The organism is Pseudonocardia sulfidoxydans NBRC 16205 (assembly GCF_007989085.1).
In the GTDB taxonomy this organism is placed as follows: domain Bacteria; phylum Actinomycetota; class Actinomycetes; order Mycobacteriales; family Pseudonocardiaceae; genus Pseudonocardia; species Pseudonocardia sulfidoxydans.
The window spans coordinates 37,765-51,775 of the sequence record NZ_BJVJ01000044.1 but is presented as its reverse complement, the minus strand read 5'-3'; the positions used below and the strand labels follow the sequence as shown (position 1 = coordinate 51,775).

The 14,011-nt window shown below is 71.6% G+C and carries 17 protein-coding genes and 1 pseudogene; 9 read left to right on the top strand and 9 right to left on the bottom strand.

From position 1 onward, the window contains the following. Positions 1-19 precede the first annotated feature (19 nt). Complete coding sequence (locus PSU4_RS20010) at positions 20-334, bottom strand: ParB N-terminal domain-containing protein (RefSeq protein WP_147110557.1); 315 nt, start codon at positions 332-334, stop codon at positions 20-22. Between the two features lie 538 nt (positions 335-872). Between PSU4_RS20010 and PSU4_RS20005 the strand changes: the two genes are divergently transcribed. Beyond that, the gene (locus PSU4_RS20005) at positions 873-1,430 is read left to right on the top strand and encodes a hypothetical protein (protein WP_147110554.1); all 558 of its coding nucleotides are present in this window, start codon (positions 873-875) and stop codon (positions 1,428-1,430) included. Positions 1,431-1,591: 161 nt separating this feature from the next. Continuing rightward, entirely contained in the window at positions 1,592-2,014 is a 423-nt protein-coding gene (locus tag PSU4_RS20000; protein ID WP_147110551.1) for a hypothetical protein, read from the top strand. A gap of 329 nt (positions 2,015-2,343) precedes the next feature. Here PSU4_RS20000 and PSU4_RS31445 read toward each other — a convergent pair whose 3' ends face one another. After that, positions 2,344-2,520, bottom strand: coding sequence for a hypothetical protein (locus PSU4_RS31445; protein ID WP_186817077.1), 177 nt, complete (start codon positions 2,518-2,520; stop codon positions 2,344-2,346). Continuing rightward, entirely contained in the window at positions 2,517-2,822 is a 306-nt protein-coding gene (locus PSU4_RS19995; RefSeq protein WP_147110548.1) for a hypothetical protein, read from the bottom strand. Before PSU4_RS19995 ends, PSU4_RS31445 begins: the two co-directional genes overlap by 4 nt. Positions 2,823-2,978: 156 nt before the next feature. Here PSU4_RS19995 and PSU4_RS31440 point away from each other — a divergent pair, with 156 nt between their 5' ends. After that, positions 2,979-3,119 carry a hypothetical protein gene (locus PSU4_RS31440; RefSeq protein ID WP_186817076.1) on the top strand — a complete coding sequence of 47 codons (141 nt, stop codon included), beginning with the start codon at positions 2,979-2,981 and terminating at the stop codon, positions 3,117-3,119. On the opposite strand, the gene PSU4_RS19990 is transcribed toward PSU4_RS31440, so the two are convergent. Further along, positions 3,112-5,466, bottom strand: coding sequence for a tyrosine-type recombinase/integrase (locus PSU4_RS19990; protein WP_246115231.1), 2,355 nt, complete (start codon positions 5,464-5,466; stop codon positions 3,112-3,114). The genes PSU4_RS31440 and PSU4_RS19990 overlap by 8 nt on opposite strands. 155 nt (positions 5,467-5,621) lie before the next feature. Then, positions 5,622-6,740 carry a tyrosine-type recombinase/integrase gene (locus PSU4_RS19985; protein WP_222596340.1) on the bottom strand — a complete coding sequence of 373 codons (1,119 nt, stop codon included), beginning with the start codon at positions 6,738-6,740 and terminating at the stop codon, positions 5,622-5,624. 188 nt (positions 6,741-6,928) lie between these two features. Between PSU4_RS19985 and PSU4_RS19980 the strand changes: the two genes are divergently transcribed. Beyond that, on the top strand, positions 6,929-7,234 hold the full coding sequence (locus PSU4_RS19980; protein ID WP_147110539.1) for a hypothetical protein: 306 nt from the start codon (positions 6,929-6,931) through the stop codon (positions 7,232-7,234). Here PSU4_RS19980 and PSU4_RS31925 read toward each other — a convergent pair. Continuing rightward, entirely contained in the window at positions 7,224-7,388 is a 165-nt protein-coding gene (locus PSU4_RS31925) for a hypothetical protein (protein WP_222596339.1), read from the bottom strand. The genes PSU4_RS19980 and PSU4_RS31925 overlap by 11 nt on opposite strands. Positions 7,389-7,684: 296 nt before the next feature. On the opposite strand from PSU4_RS31925, the pseudogene PSU4_RS19970 reads away from it, so the two are divergent. The 5 genes and pseudogenes from PSU4_RS19970 to PSU4_RS19955 all read left to right on the top strand — a co-directional run. Beyond that, positions 7,685-8,542: pseudogene (locus PSU4_RS19970) on the top strand (ATP-dependent DNA ligase); the annotation flags it as partial. 193 nt (positions 8,543-8,735) lie between these two features. Continuing rightward, on the top strand, positions 8,736-9,170 hold the full coding sequence (locus tag PSU4_RS19965; protein ID WP_147110530.1) for a hypothetical protein: 435 nt from the start codon (positions 8,736-8,738) through the stop codon (positions 9,168-9,170). Positions 9,171-9,457: 287 nt separating this feature from the next. Continuing rightward, the gene (locus tag PSU4_RS31435; RefSeq protein ID WP_186817074.1) at positions 9,458-10,228 is read left to right on the top strand and encodes a hypothetical protein; all 771 of its coding nucleotides are present in this window, start codon (positions 9,458-9,460) and stop codon (positions 10,226-10,228) included. After that, positions 10,221-10,895, top strand: a complete 675-nt coding sequence (locus PSU4_RS31430; RefSeq protein ID WP_186817073.1) for an HAD family hydrolase — start codon at positions 10,221-10,223, stop codon at positions 10,893-10,895. Before PSU4_RS31435 ends, PSU4_RS31430 begins: the two co-directional genes overlap by 8 nt. Positions 10,896-11,511: 616 nt before the next feature. Then, a complete protein-coding gene (locus PSU4_RS19955; protein ID WP_246115230.1) occupies positions 11,512-12,387 on the top strand; it encodes a trypsin-like serine peptidase in 876 nt (291 codons plus the stop codon). A 74-nt stretch (positions 12,388-12,461) separates the two neighbouring features. Here the strand turns inward: PSU4_RS19955 and PSU4_RS19950 are convergent, their stop codons facing one another. From PSU4_RS19950 to PSU4_RS19940, 3 genes are all read right to left on the bottom strand, one after another. Next, positions 12,462-12,785: a hypothetical protein gene (locus tag PSU4_RS19950; protein ID WP_147110527.1), complete on the bottom strand. Its 324-nt coding sequence runs from the start codon at positions 12,783-12,785 to the stop codon at positions 12,462-12,464. 182 nt (positions 12,786-12,967) lie between these two features. Then, positions 12,968-13,282 (bottom strand): hypothetical protein, encoded by a 315-nt coding sequence (locus PSU4_RS19945; RefSeq protein ID WP_147110524.1) that lies wholly within the window; start codon positions 13,280-13,282, stop codon positions 12,968-12,970. Between the two features lie 114 nt (positions 13,283-13,396). Beyond that, positions 13,397-14,002 carry a hypothetical protein gene (locus tag PSU4_RS19940; RefSeq protein WP_147110521.1) on the bottom strand — a complete coding sequence of 202 codons (606 nt, stop codon included), beginning with the start codon at positions 14,000-14,002 and terminating at the stop codon, positions 13,397-13,399. Positions 14,003-14,011 lie beyond the last annotated feature (9 nt).

Sequence of the window (14,011 nt, the reverse complement as noted above, 5' to 3'; positions counted from 1 at the left end):
CTGACTTACAGGACACGCCCTAGACGGGGACCTGGGCGCGGCCGGCCTCGATCGCGGCCAGGGTGCGGCGGTGCCCGAACCGCACCACCAAACCACCCTCGCTGTCGCGGTGGGCCACGATCGGCTGCAGCACCCCCTGCTCCCGGACGCTGTTCACGAACCCGGCGTCGAGGCGGGCGTCGACGCGCACGTTCGCGGCGAAGATCAGCGTCGCCGGGTCGACGACGACCAGCTCGACACCCCCAGCTGTTGCAGCAGAAGTCGTTGCGGCAGTGGTCGATGCAGCAGTAGGGATTGCGGGGGTGGTCGTTGCGGGGGTGGTGGTTTCGCTCATGGCGGCAGCTCCCAGTCTCTGGGGGATGCGAGGCGTGGTGCCCCGTCCCGTCGGGGTGGTGGGGCGTGCCCCTCCACCGCGCGAGCGCCCAGGCGCGGCCGCCGAGGCTCGCCGTCACGGGCAGACCGGAGGTCTGTCGCCGCAGGCGACGCGGAGCGCAGCGCAGCGCCCTTGATGGGGAGAGCGGCCGTGACAAGCTCAGGGGCACCACGCCGCACGCCGAAGGCGTGACCACCAAGACTTTCTCGGCCCGCGCGGCCTTGAGCGCAGCATCCCCGACGGCACAGTCACCCGACCGCCCGCACACCGGTCATCACCCCGATCGCGCCCATCCGCGCTCGTCTCGCCGAGCAGCACCCGCGGCTACCTCGCGGTGACTCCAGATGTGCGCGGCGGCCTCTCCTGTCGGGGCGCGGGTTCGCACCCGCACACAGTTCACTGTGATCACCGGCGGTCGACCCCGGTGCGCTGCGACTCTCCGCCTCACACGCCCGGCGACGGCTGGGGCCAAGGACGTGGGGACGGGGCGCAGGCAGTCATGGACCACGACCACGAGCACGACGCCGAGTTCGAGCGTGAGTTCGGGTACGAGGATCGGCCCCGAGGCTGCGGCCGGTGGGAGTTCCAGATCATCGTGCTGGCGGGAGCGCTGGTGTTTGCCGGTTTGCTCCCGTTGCTGGGCACCACGACCGCGCCGCACCGGGGCCAGCCCGGGTGGTTCACCCGCCCCGACGTCCCGGTCTACGCGAGCTCGCCCGACGTATGGTCTGCCTGCAGCCAGGACCACCCGATCGGCACCGTCGCACCGAACACGGGCACAGCGAGCACAGGCAAACCGAGCACGGGCACAGCGAGCGGCGGGCTCGACGAGGTCGACGACGACGCGGTGAGGCGCGGGTGCCGGCCCAACGCCGCAAGGCTCCCCGGGGATCCCGAACCGGCCTGGATCGGCACACGGACCGCCTGGGCCCGGGTGGTGTGCCAGCTCGGCGCCTACTCGAAGGTCGAGCAAGGCAACCGGGACGGGTGGGCCCCGAGCCGCGAGGTGCACGGCCTGTTCGGCGCCCCGCCGCTGTGCTCCACCTTCGACCTCTGACGCCCGCCGCGGCCCTCCCCGGTCGTGTCGACTATGCCGCCGTCCCCGGGCGCCGGGCCCGCACTCGGGCGTGCGGCCGTGCCGTCGCGCGTGCCGTCGCGCGTCCTGCCCCTTCGTGATCGAGCCGGCCCCGACCGGGCCGAGAAGGTCGAGACCCCACGATGCAGCCCCCGCACACCCCGCCGCCCGCCACCCGACGGCGGCGATGGCTCCTGATCGGCGCCGCGGTCGCGACATGGCTCGCCACCATCGCCACCATCGGCGCGTTCAGCACGGCCACCGCCGGGCCGCTGCAGGTCGACGCCCAAGCCGCCCGGGTCGTCGTCGACAGCCCCGTCTACCCGCAGTCCCCGGACGGGTGGTGGGCGTGCGCGTGGCAGTTCGACTGCCGCCCAACCGCACGACGCGAACCCGGCGACCCGCCCCCACTCCGACAGATACCCCGCGGCCAGGACGTCACCGTGGTGTGCCAGTTCGGCGCCTACTCCAAGATCGAAACCGTCGACCTCGCCGGGTGGACCGCCACCACCGCCCTACACACCCGAACCCCATTGCCCACCAGCTGCACCGCCTTCGACGTATAACCCAGCAGCCACCCGCCCACCGAGACGGGCCTCGACCAGCTCTACCAGGGGACGTATTGGTTCGACCCGACGCGCTCGCCGCGGCGGGCGAGGAGCCGCAACGACGTCATCGGCCAGTCCGGACAGCTCTCCGCCGCCTGCTCGACAGTGACCAGGTCACCGCCGCACCTGCGGTCGGTGCGACGCTCGCGTTCATGGTCGCCCCGGCCGGTCGGTGAGGGCGGGACGCGCTGACCGGCGCCCGACCACGAGGCGCGGGCCGGGCCGGCCGAGACGCAACGGGACAGGCGTTTCGCGCCCGAAACGGAGCCGCGGCGACGGTGCAGGACTCAGCCTCCGGCGACGAGAATCCGGGTCCCGGGCGGCGCGGGCTGGTCGAGCTCGCACACCACGTCCCCATCGAGCAACAACTGCCCACCCTCGACGTAGGCGAGGAGCTTCGCCTCGGAGATCCCGGCGCCGACGGCGCGGTCACGGACCGTCGGCACAGTCTGCTCGTCGCTCACGACTGGTCCAACGGCCGAACACCCGCCGGCCGACCGGCCTCGCGACGTCGATCACCCGGAAGAGGCTCGAGCAGATACTGACACGCGCGCAGCGCATCCGACACCATCACCGACGGCACCCGCTCCGTGTGCCCGGCCAGGGTGTCGAACACCGCCGCCACGCAGAACAGCATGTAGGCCTCGCGGTAGTTGTCGGCGAACTGCCGGGCGCTGCCCAGCTTGCGCAACGCCTTCGCGCCGGCCTCGATCCGCTCCCGGGTCTCGCGGCGTTCCCGATCCCGTTTCTCCTCATGCGCACGCACCCGACCATGCTCCGCCGACCACCATGATCGAACAAGCGTTCGAGAGGGTGACGTCTCGCCCATCGGCGCGATCCCGCTCCGGGTGAGTGCTCGCCGGAGGTGGTGACGGTCGGTCCGCTGCAGGTCAGCCCGTCGTGACGTGCCTACCCTCGTTCAATGGCGGGAACGGGAGCAGGTGCGGTGGTGCTGCGGCCGCCGGTGCGGCCGATGACCGCCCGGCCCGCCGACGCGCTCCCGGACGTCGAGCGGGCGGAGCGGTTCAGTTTCGAGCCCAAGTTCGATGGCTTCCTTAACTGAACTCTCGGGTGTCCTGGTTCTGCTGGGCTATGGCTTCGGCGTGGCGTCGACGGAGGTGTCCGAGGCTCTCTTCGAGCGCTGCGACTTCGCCGAGCCAGACCTTGTCTCGGGCTTCGGACAGGCGGGCTTCCGCGTTGGCGGTCATGTCCTCGATGCGGCCGATCTGGGCGGGGTCGACGCGGAGGAAGCGGCACCGGGTGCAGGCGTGTTCATGGACGCAGGGTGTGCCGTAGGGGCGGTGGCAGCTGCCGAGAGCGACCTTGCGGAGCAGGAAGTGCTGCTCGAACTCGGCCCATTCGTCGCTGGTCGCGGATCGCAGTTCGCCGTCGGGTCGCAGCTTTCGACGCCGCTCGATGGCCGCTTCGTGGGCGGCGATGACGTGCTCGGGGAACACGGCGGTGTAGCCGCGGGTGGTGTCGAGGCTGAGGTGGCCGAGCAGGCTGGCCGCGATGTGCAGTGGCAGCCCGGAACCGACGAGTTCGGTGGTGAACAGGCGGCGGAAGTCGTGCGGGGTGAAGTGGACGGGGCCGTCGGCGTCGCGCAGGCCGGCCCAGGCGGCGGTGCCGCCCAGCAGGGTGCGGACGTAGAACGGAGAGATCACTTCCTGGCGGGTGCCTAGGCGGCGGGCGAACAGATGCGGCAGGGGTTCGCCGTGGGTCTTCTCGTGCGGGTCGTAGCGGACCGAGAGCGGGACCTGGTCGGCGCCGTTCTTAGCGCGCCGTTGCACCGCGAGCAGAACGGTGACCAGTTCGGGGCTGATGGGGATGAGTCGTTCGGCGTCGGTCTTGGACGGGACGATGTGCAGCAGCGGGACGAGGGTATTCGTCGTCGCCGGCGTGTAGTGGCGCAGCGACAGCTGCGTGAGCTCGAGGAGCTCCTCGATCCGGATGCCGCTGTGGCGCAGCGTCTCGACGATGGCCCAGGCCCAGAAGGCGTCCTCCTCGAGCTTGGAGATGTTGACGTGTCCGCGGTCGAGCGGGACGGGCCGGGCGCCGGGCTCGATGTGAAGGACGTCGGCCCAGGTCTGGGAAGGGCGGAGGTAGTCATAGCGGCTGGTGGTCGGGCGGCGGGTGTAGTGGACGCCGTCGACGACGAACGTCTCGATTTCCGGCGTGTCCTGAGCGGCCTGAAGCAGTCGTTGGCCCCAGTCCATGCGGGCGTGGGCGGCTGCGAGGTAGGCCGGCAGCAGTGGGGTGAGAGCGCGGGTGCGGGCTTGGGTTTGGGCCTTCTGCCGGCGCTTGTCTTTCGCGGCGGCGCGGGACTGCGCGCGTGGGACCGGGCAGGGTGCGACCCACACGCCCCAGCGGGCCGGGTCGTCGTGCGCCCATTCGGCGAGGTCGCGGTAGAGCGCTCGGATCGCGAACAGGATAGAGTGGATCTCGCGGCGCGGTCGTCCGTCGCTGGTGACGGCCAGCCGCTCTCGCCAGGTCGCAGTCGTGTGCGGGTCCAGCCGCAGGTCGGCCTGGCTGGGGTTGATCTGCAGGATCTCCCACCAGAACAGCCGGACCAGGCGGTAGGCCAGGCCACTGAGCGAGGCGTAATCCATGCCGGGCTTGAGCTCGTTGAGGTAGTCGACGAGCAGGTCACGCACGCCTGATGGCGCGATGCCGTAGCGGTCGACGAGGGTGGCGACGGAGTGCTGGCGGGTGTTGCCCTTGGCCGACCACGCCGCGCGCAGCGTCGGTGGTTCGTTGGTGAACACCCCGAGCGTGACGAGCAGTTCCCAGGCGAGGTGTTCGCGGCGGCTCCGGCCGGAGGTGCGGACGACGTCGGCATAGTGGAGCAGGTCCTCGCCCTGCAGGTCGACGAGCGGTTTGCCGGTCCGGATCATCACGCGGGCGATGCCGTGTTCGGCGTCGCGTTGGTGCCGGGCCAGTGCGTGGCGGTAGGGCTGGAGGTCGCGGAGGCCAGGAAGGTCGTCAGAGGCGTTGATCTGCAGGAACCGCTCGAGCCCGACATAGACGCGGCTGCAGGTCAGCAGCCAGCCGTAGGAGGGCCGCAGCACGCGCGCTTGGATCAGCATGTAGAGCCCGCCGCTGAGATCGGCGCGCTGCCAGGTCGAGGTGAAGTCGGGGAAGGCCGTGGTCGCCCAGGTCTTCGGGGCGGCGTCAGCGCCAGATGCGAGCCAGCGCTGTTCCCACGTGTCACCCTCGAAACGATCGAGCCAGCCCAACAAGACCCGGCAGCGTCGGGGAACAGTCTTGCCGATCAAGACAGACCTGCGGTCGGGGTCAAGGCGATCGAGCACCGCGGCGGTGGTGTCATCGACGTCGAGGTGTTGCACCGCGTGGCCGGCCCCATGGGCAGGCAGCGGGGGCGGTGGTTGGCCGGCGTCGTAGGCGACCATCAGCCGGACCTTCCCGTCCGCGCCGAACCGGTCATCCGGCGGGATCGCTGCCGCAACCGGCGACCCGGGCCGAGACAGCAGCTGAATGCGGGGGCTGCTCCCACGTCGGGTCGCTGCGGCGATCGCGCGTGACGGCGGGATCTGTGAGGGCGGGATCATCGCCGGATGCCGAGTAGTTCGTGGACAGCGGACGCGTCGTAGCCGGGGTCGAGCGTCGGCGCCGGCGCCGGCGGTCGAGCGTAGTGCTCAAGCACCTTCTCGATCAGGTCCTCCAGCCTGGGCTGGGTGTAGATCTGGGTGGTCGTCACGCTCGCGTGGCGCAGGATCGTCTGCACGTCGACCAGGGTGAACGCCGGGTCGGCGAGCATCCGCTGCGCCGCGGTGTGCCGCAGGTCGTGCAGCGTCCAGTTAGTGCCCAACACGGCGTTCGCGCGCTGCAGGGCGGCGCGGGCGGCGTGATAGGTCAACGGCCGCGGCGGCTGGGTGCGGGTCCACCAGAGCGGTCCGCCCTCGACCAGTGGTGGGCGGTCTTCGGCGAGGTAGAGCGCCAACCAGGCAAACGAGTCCACGCTCGCCGGGACCTCCTCGCGGGCCCGGCTGCCCTTGCTGACCACAGTGATCGTGTGGGCGCCGACGTCGAGATCGCCGTGGCGCAGCCCGAGCAGCTCCGCGGCACGGACCCCCGAGGACAGCCAGAACGAGATCAGCGCGCGGTCGCGGTGGCAGCGCAACACTCCGAACAGCTGCTCGGCCGCCTGGTCCGGGATCGCCCGCCAGGTCGGTTTCGGTTGCTTCTGCCGGTAGGTCGCCCGTCGGTGGACGACGAAGTCCTCCATCGGGTTGTGGTGAGCCAGCACTCGCCCGCCATCTCGTCCTCGCTGCGCCGGGACCGGGTTGACCAGCGGCCCGAAACCGGCCGCGCAGGCATGGTCGTAGAACCCGAACAGCACGCTGAGCTGGTGGTTGATCGTGCGGGCCGCGTACTGCCTGCCCGGCGCCTGCTTGCCGGTGCGCGGGTTGACCACCCCGAGCGGCGGCGCGTCCGGGCGGCCGCGCCGCCGCTGCGGGTTCGGGACCTCGCGCAGGTGCTCGACGAACGCGCGCACGTCGGTTCGTTCGGCCCGATCCCAGCGCACGAGCCGTTCGTGCAGGAACCGGAACCAGCGCAGCAGCGCGTAGGCGTAGCTGCGGATTGTGGCCGGGCTGCAGTCCGACGCGGCGAGCTCGCGCAGGTAGGACGACCCCGCATGGTGCTCAACGTCAGGGAATACCACCAGCCAGCCCAGGCTGGAGTCCCGTCGTCGCTCGACCCGACCGACCCGCCCGGCTGACGCCATCAGCCCAGCGTGGCCAGCCGTACCCGCCGAGGGGCTCAGGCGCGCCGACACGTTCACCCGACCCAGCAGGAGAGCGGGTTGAGTTCTAGTGGCCTCGAGGCCCCAGCGAGGTAGATAGTGGCGCTGTGGTGATCGAACTACTGGTCGTGCCGGAATGCGCGAACGAGGCCGCAGCGCTGGAGGTGGTGCACGCTGCTGCTGAGGCGGCGGGTCTGGAGGCGGCTCCGGTGACGATCACGGTGATCGACTCGGCCGCGGAGGCACAGCGGCGAGGCTTCATCGGGTCGCCAACGTTCCTCATCGACGGTGTCGACCCGTTCGCCGTCCCGGATGCGCCGACCGGGGTGACGTGCCGACTGTATGCGACGGCCGGCGGTCCGGCTGGAGTTCCGGATGTTGAGGCCCTGCGAGAGGCACTGATCAGGGCGTGAACCGTCCGACCCAACGGAGCAGGCCGCCGATGAACTTGCGGTTGTGCCAGCCCCGGCGGACCACGTACTTGCGCAGCCGCCGAAAGCGTTCGCGGACGCGGACGGCGAGCCCGCTGCGAGACTGGTCTTCGATCTCCCAGGCCCACTTGCTCAACGAGTGTGCGCAGCGGACGCACACCCCGACCTCAGGGCGGCTGCCCAGGCACACCAACCTGTCCGGGTCCTCGAGCCTGCCGCAACACCAGCACCGCGACGGATGTTGTGGCGTTTGCTCGTGATCAATTGCAATGTGCGCCGTCATCGCGTTCGTCCCTCGCGTAGGTCATCTGCCCCGTTTGGTACGGAAGAAGTATCGCTGGACACGGTGGCCCTGGAGCGGGCCAGAGACCTACCTGAGCCGGTCGGCTTCGGCGCCGCTCGCAAGTTCAGTCAACTAACCGCGCGCTCGCGTTCGTGCAGGACGGGCGGGTGGTGTTGCAATCGCGTCAGCAGCGGTTCCTGACCCGCTACTTCCCCGAGATCACCACCTCCCTGCTGCAGCAGGTTCCGGACGGGACGGTCCTCGACGGGGAGCTGGTCATCCGCACCGGCGGCCGGCTCGACTTCACCGCCCTGCAGCGGCGCATCCATCCCTCCGCGATGCACGCCGCCCGCCGCTCCCAGGCCACCCCGGCGACGTTCGTCGTCTTCGACGTCCTGGTCGCCGAGAACCGCGGCCTGCGGCCCGAGCAGTACCGCAAGCGGCGCAAAACCCTGCGCCGGCTCCTCGACGACGCTGCGCCGCCGTTGGCGTTGATGCCGGCCACCCGCGACCTCACCGGAGCCCAAGCGTGGATGGCCGACCACGGCGGCAACGGGATCGAGGGGGTCGTGGTCAAGGACCGGCGCCGCAGCTACCGCCCCGACCGCCACGCCTGGGACAAGGTCCGCATCCACCACACCACCGACGCCATCGTCGGCGGCGTCATCGGCCCGCTCGACCACCCCGACGCGCTGGTCCTGGGCCGCCACGACCGAGACGGGAGGTTGCGGGTCGTCGGCCGCAGCCGGCCGCTCGCGCCCGGGCAGCGTGCCGAGCTCGCCGCCGTGTTGCGCGCGCCGGTAGGGGCGCATCCGTGGCCGCCGGTGATCCCGGCAGCGAGGTTCGGCCAGTACGGCGCCGGACCCCTCGTCTACACGAAGGTCGAACCCGAGGTGGTGGTCGAGGTCGACGCCGACGTGTGCTGGGACCACGGCCGCTGGCGCCACCCCGTCACCTACCGACGCGTCCGCGTCGACCTCACCCCCACCGACATCGGCCCCAGCTGATCCGACCACCACGCCGAGCCGAGCGCGTGGAGTTGGGCAGTCGGGCCGACGTCGACGGGGCAGCGCCAGCAGAGCACGTGGGCTCCGATCGCACCCGTGAACGGAATCGTCGAACCGACCCCACAAGCTCGCGGCCGCAGTGATGATCACGCCCCGCGCAGCCACGCGCCCCCGTCTCGAGGAGCTGATCCGCATGTCCTTGCCGCGCCGCGCCGCACTGGCCCTCACCTGCCTGATCGCCGCGCTCGTCGCCGTCCTCGCCCTCCCTCTCGCGGCGTCGACGGCCGCTGCGCAACCGGCCCCGGTGGTCCCCGTCGGCCCGCAGTACGCCCATGAACCCACCGCCGCCCAGCTCACCGGTAACAACGTCGCCATCTACCAGTGCGCCCGCGCCACGTGCCCGGTGATCGCCCACGCAGGCGCCACCGACCGGGTCAGCGTGGACTGCTGGAGCCACCACGTCGGCTCGGCCGACTTCACCCCGTACCGGTACGGGATCACGGTGACCTACCACGATCCCGCTCACCGGACCTACGGCTACGCCGCAGTCGCCGACGTCGAGCTCCTTGACGGACCGGTCTCCCACTGCACCGGCGCAGTCGGTCTCCGTCCCTACAACGAGGGCTGAACCCCGCCACCAATCACACGCAGCCGCCCCACAATGAGGATCACCCGCTGGCCGTAGATCCGACACCCTCCGCTGGCCGCCAGCCACCGATCCGATGTTCAGGTGGCGGGCGGCACCGTCGCGGCCCGCCACAGTTCGCCCATGATCGCCGTCGGCGATCTCGACTGCACAACCCGCACGAGGCCGCGAGCTGATCTCGCCCCCGACCCGCTGAGGACCCGACATGAACGCGATTACCCTGCAGTCGCCCCGGCGGCGACGACGCCGATAACGCCGATCTCGCGATCGTGGCTCCGTTCGGGGTCGTCCTGCTCGACGGTGCGAGCGCGTTCGAACCGGTCGACGTCTCCCCGGTCACCTACGTGCAGTCCCTCGCCGCTCGCATCACCGCAGCCCTGCAGCAGCACGACGACATACCCGTCGCCGATGCGGTCGCCACCGCCATCGCCGCAACCACCGCCGAGCTGCACCTGACACCCCGCGCATCGCCGTCGAGCACGGTCGCGGTCCTGCGTGTTCGTCGCGACATCGTCGACCTCTACGTCCTCGGCGACAGCCCGATCGTCTACGGCACGACCCGCCGCGGCGGGGGCTCGACGGCCCACCATCTGTCCGACGATCGACTCGCCCGCGTCGCCGTGCCGGTGCGGGACCGGTACCGCGACAGGCTCATCGCCGGCGGCGGCTACGACGACGAGCATCGGGCCACGCTCGCCGAGCTCCAGCGAGCCGAGCGCCGCGCCCGCAACACCGAGGGCGGTTACTGGATCGCCGAGACCGACCCCGACGCGGCGCACCACGGGGTGGTCGAGCAGGTCGAGCGCGCCGCGATGGAGTGGGCGGTCGTGGCCAGCGACGGCGCCGCCGACCTCATCACGCACACAGGTCGGGACTGGCAGGACATCGCCTGGTCCGACGAGCGCCAGCTCGACGCGCTCCTGGCCGAGTTTCACCGGTGGGAGGCCGAGGACGACCCCGACGGCCGCGTCCTCCCGCGAGCGAAACGCCACGACGACAAGACCCTCGTCGCGATCGCCCAGGTGGCGGGCCTTGCCTGAGGACCTGGCGGGCCTGCTCGCGCGCCCGCACGTGCTGCTCGACTTCGACGGGCCGGTGTGCGCGGTCTACGGCGGCACCTCCTCCCGCGTGGTCGCCAACCACCTCCGCGAACGCCTCCGCGACGGCGGGGCACCCGTTCCCGCAGACATTGCCGCCACCGACGACCCGCTCGACGTCCTCCGCCACGCCGCGACCATCGACGCGGGGTGCCTGTCCCGGATCGAGTCGGACTTCGTCGGCCAGGAGGTCGCTGCCGTCGCCACCGCAACGGCCACGCCGGGCGCTGCCCAGGCCGTGTCCGCGCTGGTCGCGGCGGGCAGAACGATCACCATCGTCAGCAACAACTCGGCCGACGCAGTCAGGGCCTACCTGAAACGAGCGGGCCTGACTGGACTCGTCGCCGGGGTCGCGGGCCGCGTGCCACGACGCCCGGACCTGATGAAGCCGCACCCGCACCTGCTGCGGGAAGCCATGACCGCACTCGCCACAACCGCCGCCGAGTGCGTCATGATCGGCGACTCCGAGACCGACATCGAGGTCGCGCACCTGGTCGGCTCGCCGGCAGTGGCGTTCGCCCACAAGCCGAGCAAGCGAGCGCGCCTCGAAGCGCTCGACCCCGAGGCGATCATCACGTCCATGTTCGACGTCTCGACCGCCGTGCCCTGATCACCGGCGTGGGTCGCGGAGCGCGGGCGCAACGGGTTCGGTCCGGAGCCCGGCCGTCCGACGGTCTTCCCAGGCCGACGGTTGCAGGCCGCCTGACCGGGCAGAGGTCCACAGGCCGGCAACGAAACCGGCGACGAACGGCACCGGCGAGCCGCCGTCGCGACTGTGAACGGTTTGGCCGAACCGGGCCCGCCACGCCGCGACGGCCTCGATGATCACGACCTGCACACGGTGCGCCGCGCTGCGCGGCCAACCCTCGAGGAGCTGGTTTGCGTGTACCCCCTGCGCCGCAACGCGTCTGCGGCAGTATCGAGGCCGGCGGCATCGCGGGCCCGACCCCCCGCTAGACCACTGCCCTAGACCGGCTCACATGACGACCCCGACGCGGCGTTCTCCGTCGAGACCCGCGAGAGTCGCCGGTCGCGCCCTGCCAGCCGTGCTGGCGCTCCTCGCGGCGGTCGGACCCGCCGTCGCCACCTCCACCATCGCCACCTCCGCGGCGGTGAACTCTGCAGCTGCACCGGACACCGCAGCAACACCCTCCGCTGCGGTTGCCGGGGCATCAGACCAAGCGCGGCTTCCCGCCGAGGCTCTGCCCGCCGGGGTGTCGGCCGCGGTGCCCGGTGCGCTGTCCACCTCCCAGCCCGACGACTTCGGGCGCGACGCCCAAGCTGTCGCGGACCGTCTCGCGCTCGACGCCCGCGGTACCGGCTGCACCACATCACCCGACGACACGGTTTCGCCCGAGCGCTGTTCGTCGGTCACGACCGCCGCCGTCAAGGCGCCTCCGCGCGCCGCCGGCGATGCCAGCGCCGGGTTCTACCGGGCCGAAGGGGCGGTCTCGGTCGGCCAGATGCAGTCCAAGGACTACGCCTGCACCGCCACCGTCGTCACCTCGAACAGCGGCAACGTCGCCGTCACCGCCGCCCACTGCGTCTACCACCCCAAGACTGGGCCGATGGCCCGCTACTTCTCCACCTACGGCCAGGACTTCGACGCGTTCATCCCCGGCCGCGCCGGCGACGACGCCCCCTACGGCAGCTGGCCGATCACCGCCGCCTGGGTCGACTCACGCTGGCGCGAGTCCGGTGACCCCGCCTACGACGTCGCATTCATTCAGCTGGCCCGCCAAAACGGACGCAGCTTCCAAGACGTCGTCGGCTCCCAAGGCATCTCGTTCACCCCGCCCCCGGCCGGGACCGCGGTCACCGCACTCGGCTACCCCGCCGAGCCCCCATTCGACGGACGCAGCCTGCGGCGCTGCTCGACCCGCGCGATCGCCGTCGCCCCCACCGTCAACAACGCGCTGACCATGCCGTGCGCGATGACCCCCGGCTTCTCCGGCGGGCCCTGGATGACCGGATTCAACCCCGCGACCGGGGCCGGCACAGTCGTCGCCGTCACCAGCTCCCACGAGGAGAACGGCCCCGCGTGGTACGCGGTCCCGATCGGCGAGTTCGGCTACAGCCTCTACCAGTCAGCCGACCACTAGAGCCCCGCGCAGGCGAGGCGCCGCGGCCGGCCCCCGGTGACGGTCGGTCGCGGCAGCCAGGCCGGGTCGGGTCCTCAACGGGCGCGGCGAGAGCCGCCGTACTTGCGGGGACGCACCGCCTCCGACGGCACCAGCTGCTCCACCAGCTCCAGCCCCACGCTCGGGTCACGGTCGACGTACGGCACCGAGAACGACACCACCGCCAGCCACTCCCCCGTGCCCTGGCGCACCCACCGGTGCAACACCCCCGGCACCTCCCCCGACGCATCCACCACCAACCGCGTGTCCGCCGGCCGGCGGGGTGGAAAGTTGCGCTGCCGGTACAGGAACTCCAGCTTCACCCACACCTCCCGCCGCACCCCACACCTCACCCACACCCGCAACTCACGCTCGAACATTTGTTCGCATCGTAGAGGTGCAAGGCCTGCCGGCGCGTCGCCCTGTCGGCGGCACCAGCCACCGACACACTGCGATGCCGGCCGCCGGCCTGTGGCCGGTCCGCAATCGGTTCTCGGCCCGCGCGGCCTTGAGCGCACCCCGCACGAACACCCCGGCGACACCCGACCCCACCGGTCGACGGTCAGGGATAGATGGCGTGGGCGGCGAGCTCGTCGAGGCCCGCGCGGACGTCGTCGACGTCCACCCGCCCATCGGCAGTCAGGCCGGGGATCATCATCACCGGCGCCCCGGCCACCGACAGCCAGAACTCCTGACGGCCCCACACCTGCAGCGCCGCCATCATCGCCGCGGTCGCCGCCGCCCACGCCGCCCCGACCGACGGCGCGGTCCCCCCGTCCAGCCACTCGAGGTTCTCCACGCCCGACGCGAGCACCCCCACCGACCACCGCGCACCTCTGCCTGCGCTGTCTCCTGCTGTCCCCGTGATGTCGTCCATGGCCGCATCCTCACCTCGTTCGACGTTGCGACGGTGATGGCCGGGCCGGGTTGTCCACAACCCGGCCCAGCCATCCACACCCCGCCCATCAGCCCTTGACCACCCCGCCCCGGATCACTCGCCGCCGTCGGCATCCTCGGTGTCCAGGGTGGCGCCCGCGTCGAGCATCTGCGCAGCCTGCCGCCACCCCCGCAACATCGACCGATATGCAGCGGTGTCACACACCTCCCACGTCACCGGACCCGCCTGAATCCGCAACAACGCCGGACGCGTCGTCCCCGCCACGGCGTCCTGCCACCCGGTGACCACGCGCGGGACCCCGGCCATCCGCGCCATCGCCCCCACCGTCGACGGCCCGACCGGCATCGGACGCTTCCCCACCGCGCTCATCGGCAGACCCCGAGCCAGCAGCGCCGCGTTCGCCCAGCCGTCCGCGATCGCGTGCGCGGTGATCGCGGTCCGCAGGTAGATCAGGATCGTGCCCAGGGACAGGCCGAGCTGCATCTCGTGGGTGCCCACGTGGGACATGTCCAGCCGGATCGGGACCGCCCCGGCCACCCGGACGAGGACACCCATCACCGCACACGCCCCCACCGGCGCCTCGACCGTCTGCGGGACGTCCGCGGGCAGGGTGCCGTCCGCGTCGGCACGGCGGCGGCCCTTCCGCGCGCCCCCAGCGGCACGCCCGGTGGTGGTGTCGGGGGTGTTGGTGGTGGTCATGGCGGCCTC

Bases quoted from the DNA above. Each gene is read 5' to 3' on its own strand.
- PSU4_RS20010 (WP_147110557.1), bottom strand. From the start codon at position 334: ATGAGCGAAACCACCACCCCCGCAACGACCACCCCCGCAATCCCTACT.
- PSU4_RS20005 (WP_147110554.1), top strand. From the start codon at position 873: ATGGACCACGACCACGAGCACGACGCCGAGTTCGAGCGTGAGTTCGGG.
- PSU4_RS20000 (WP_147110551.1), top strand. From the start codon at position 1,592: ATGCAGCCCCCGCACACCCCGCCGCCCGCCACCCGACGGCGGCGATGG.
- PSU4_RS31440 (WP_186817076.1), top strand. From the start codon at position 2,979: ATGGCGGGAACGGGAGCAGGTGCGGTGGTGCTGCGGCCGCCGGTGCGG.
- PSU4_RS19990 (WP_246115231.1), bottom strand. From the start codon at position 5,466: ATGGTCGCCTACGACGCCGGCCAACCACCGCCCCCGCTGCCTGCCCAT.
- PSU4_RS19965 (WP_147110530.1), top strand. From the start codon at position 8,736: ATGTCCTTGCCGCGCCGCGCCGCACTGGCCCTCACCTGCCTGATCGCC.
- PSU4_RS19950 (WP_147110527.1), bottom strand. From the start codon at position 12,785: ATGTTCGAGCGTGAGTTGCGGGTGTGGGTGAGGTGTGGGGTGCGGCGG.
- PSU4_RS19945 (WP_147110524.1), bottom strand. From the start codon at position 13,282: ATGGACGACATCACGGGGACAGCAGGAGACAGCGCAGGCAGAGGTGCG.
- PSU4_RS19940 (WP_147110521.1), bottom strand. From the start codon at position 14,002: ATGACCACCACCAACACCCCCGACACCACCACCGGGCGTGCCGCTGGG.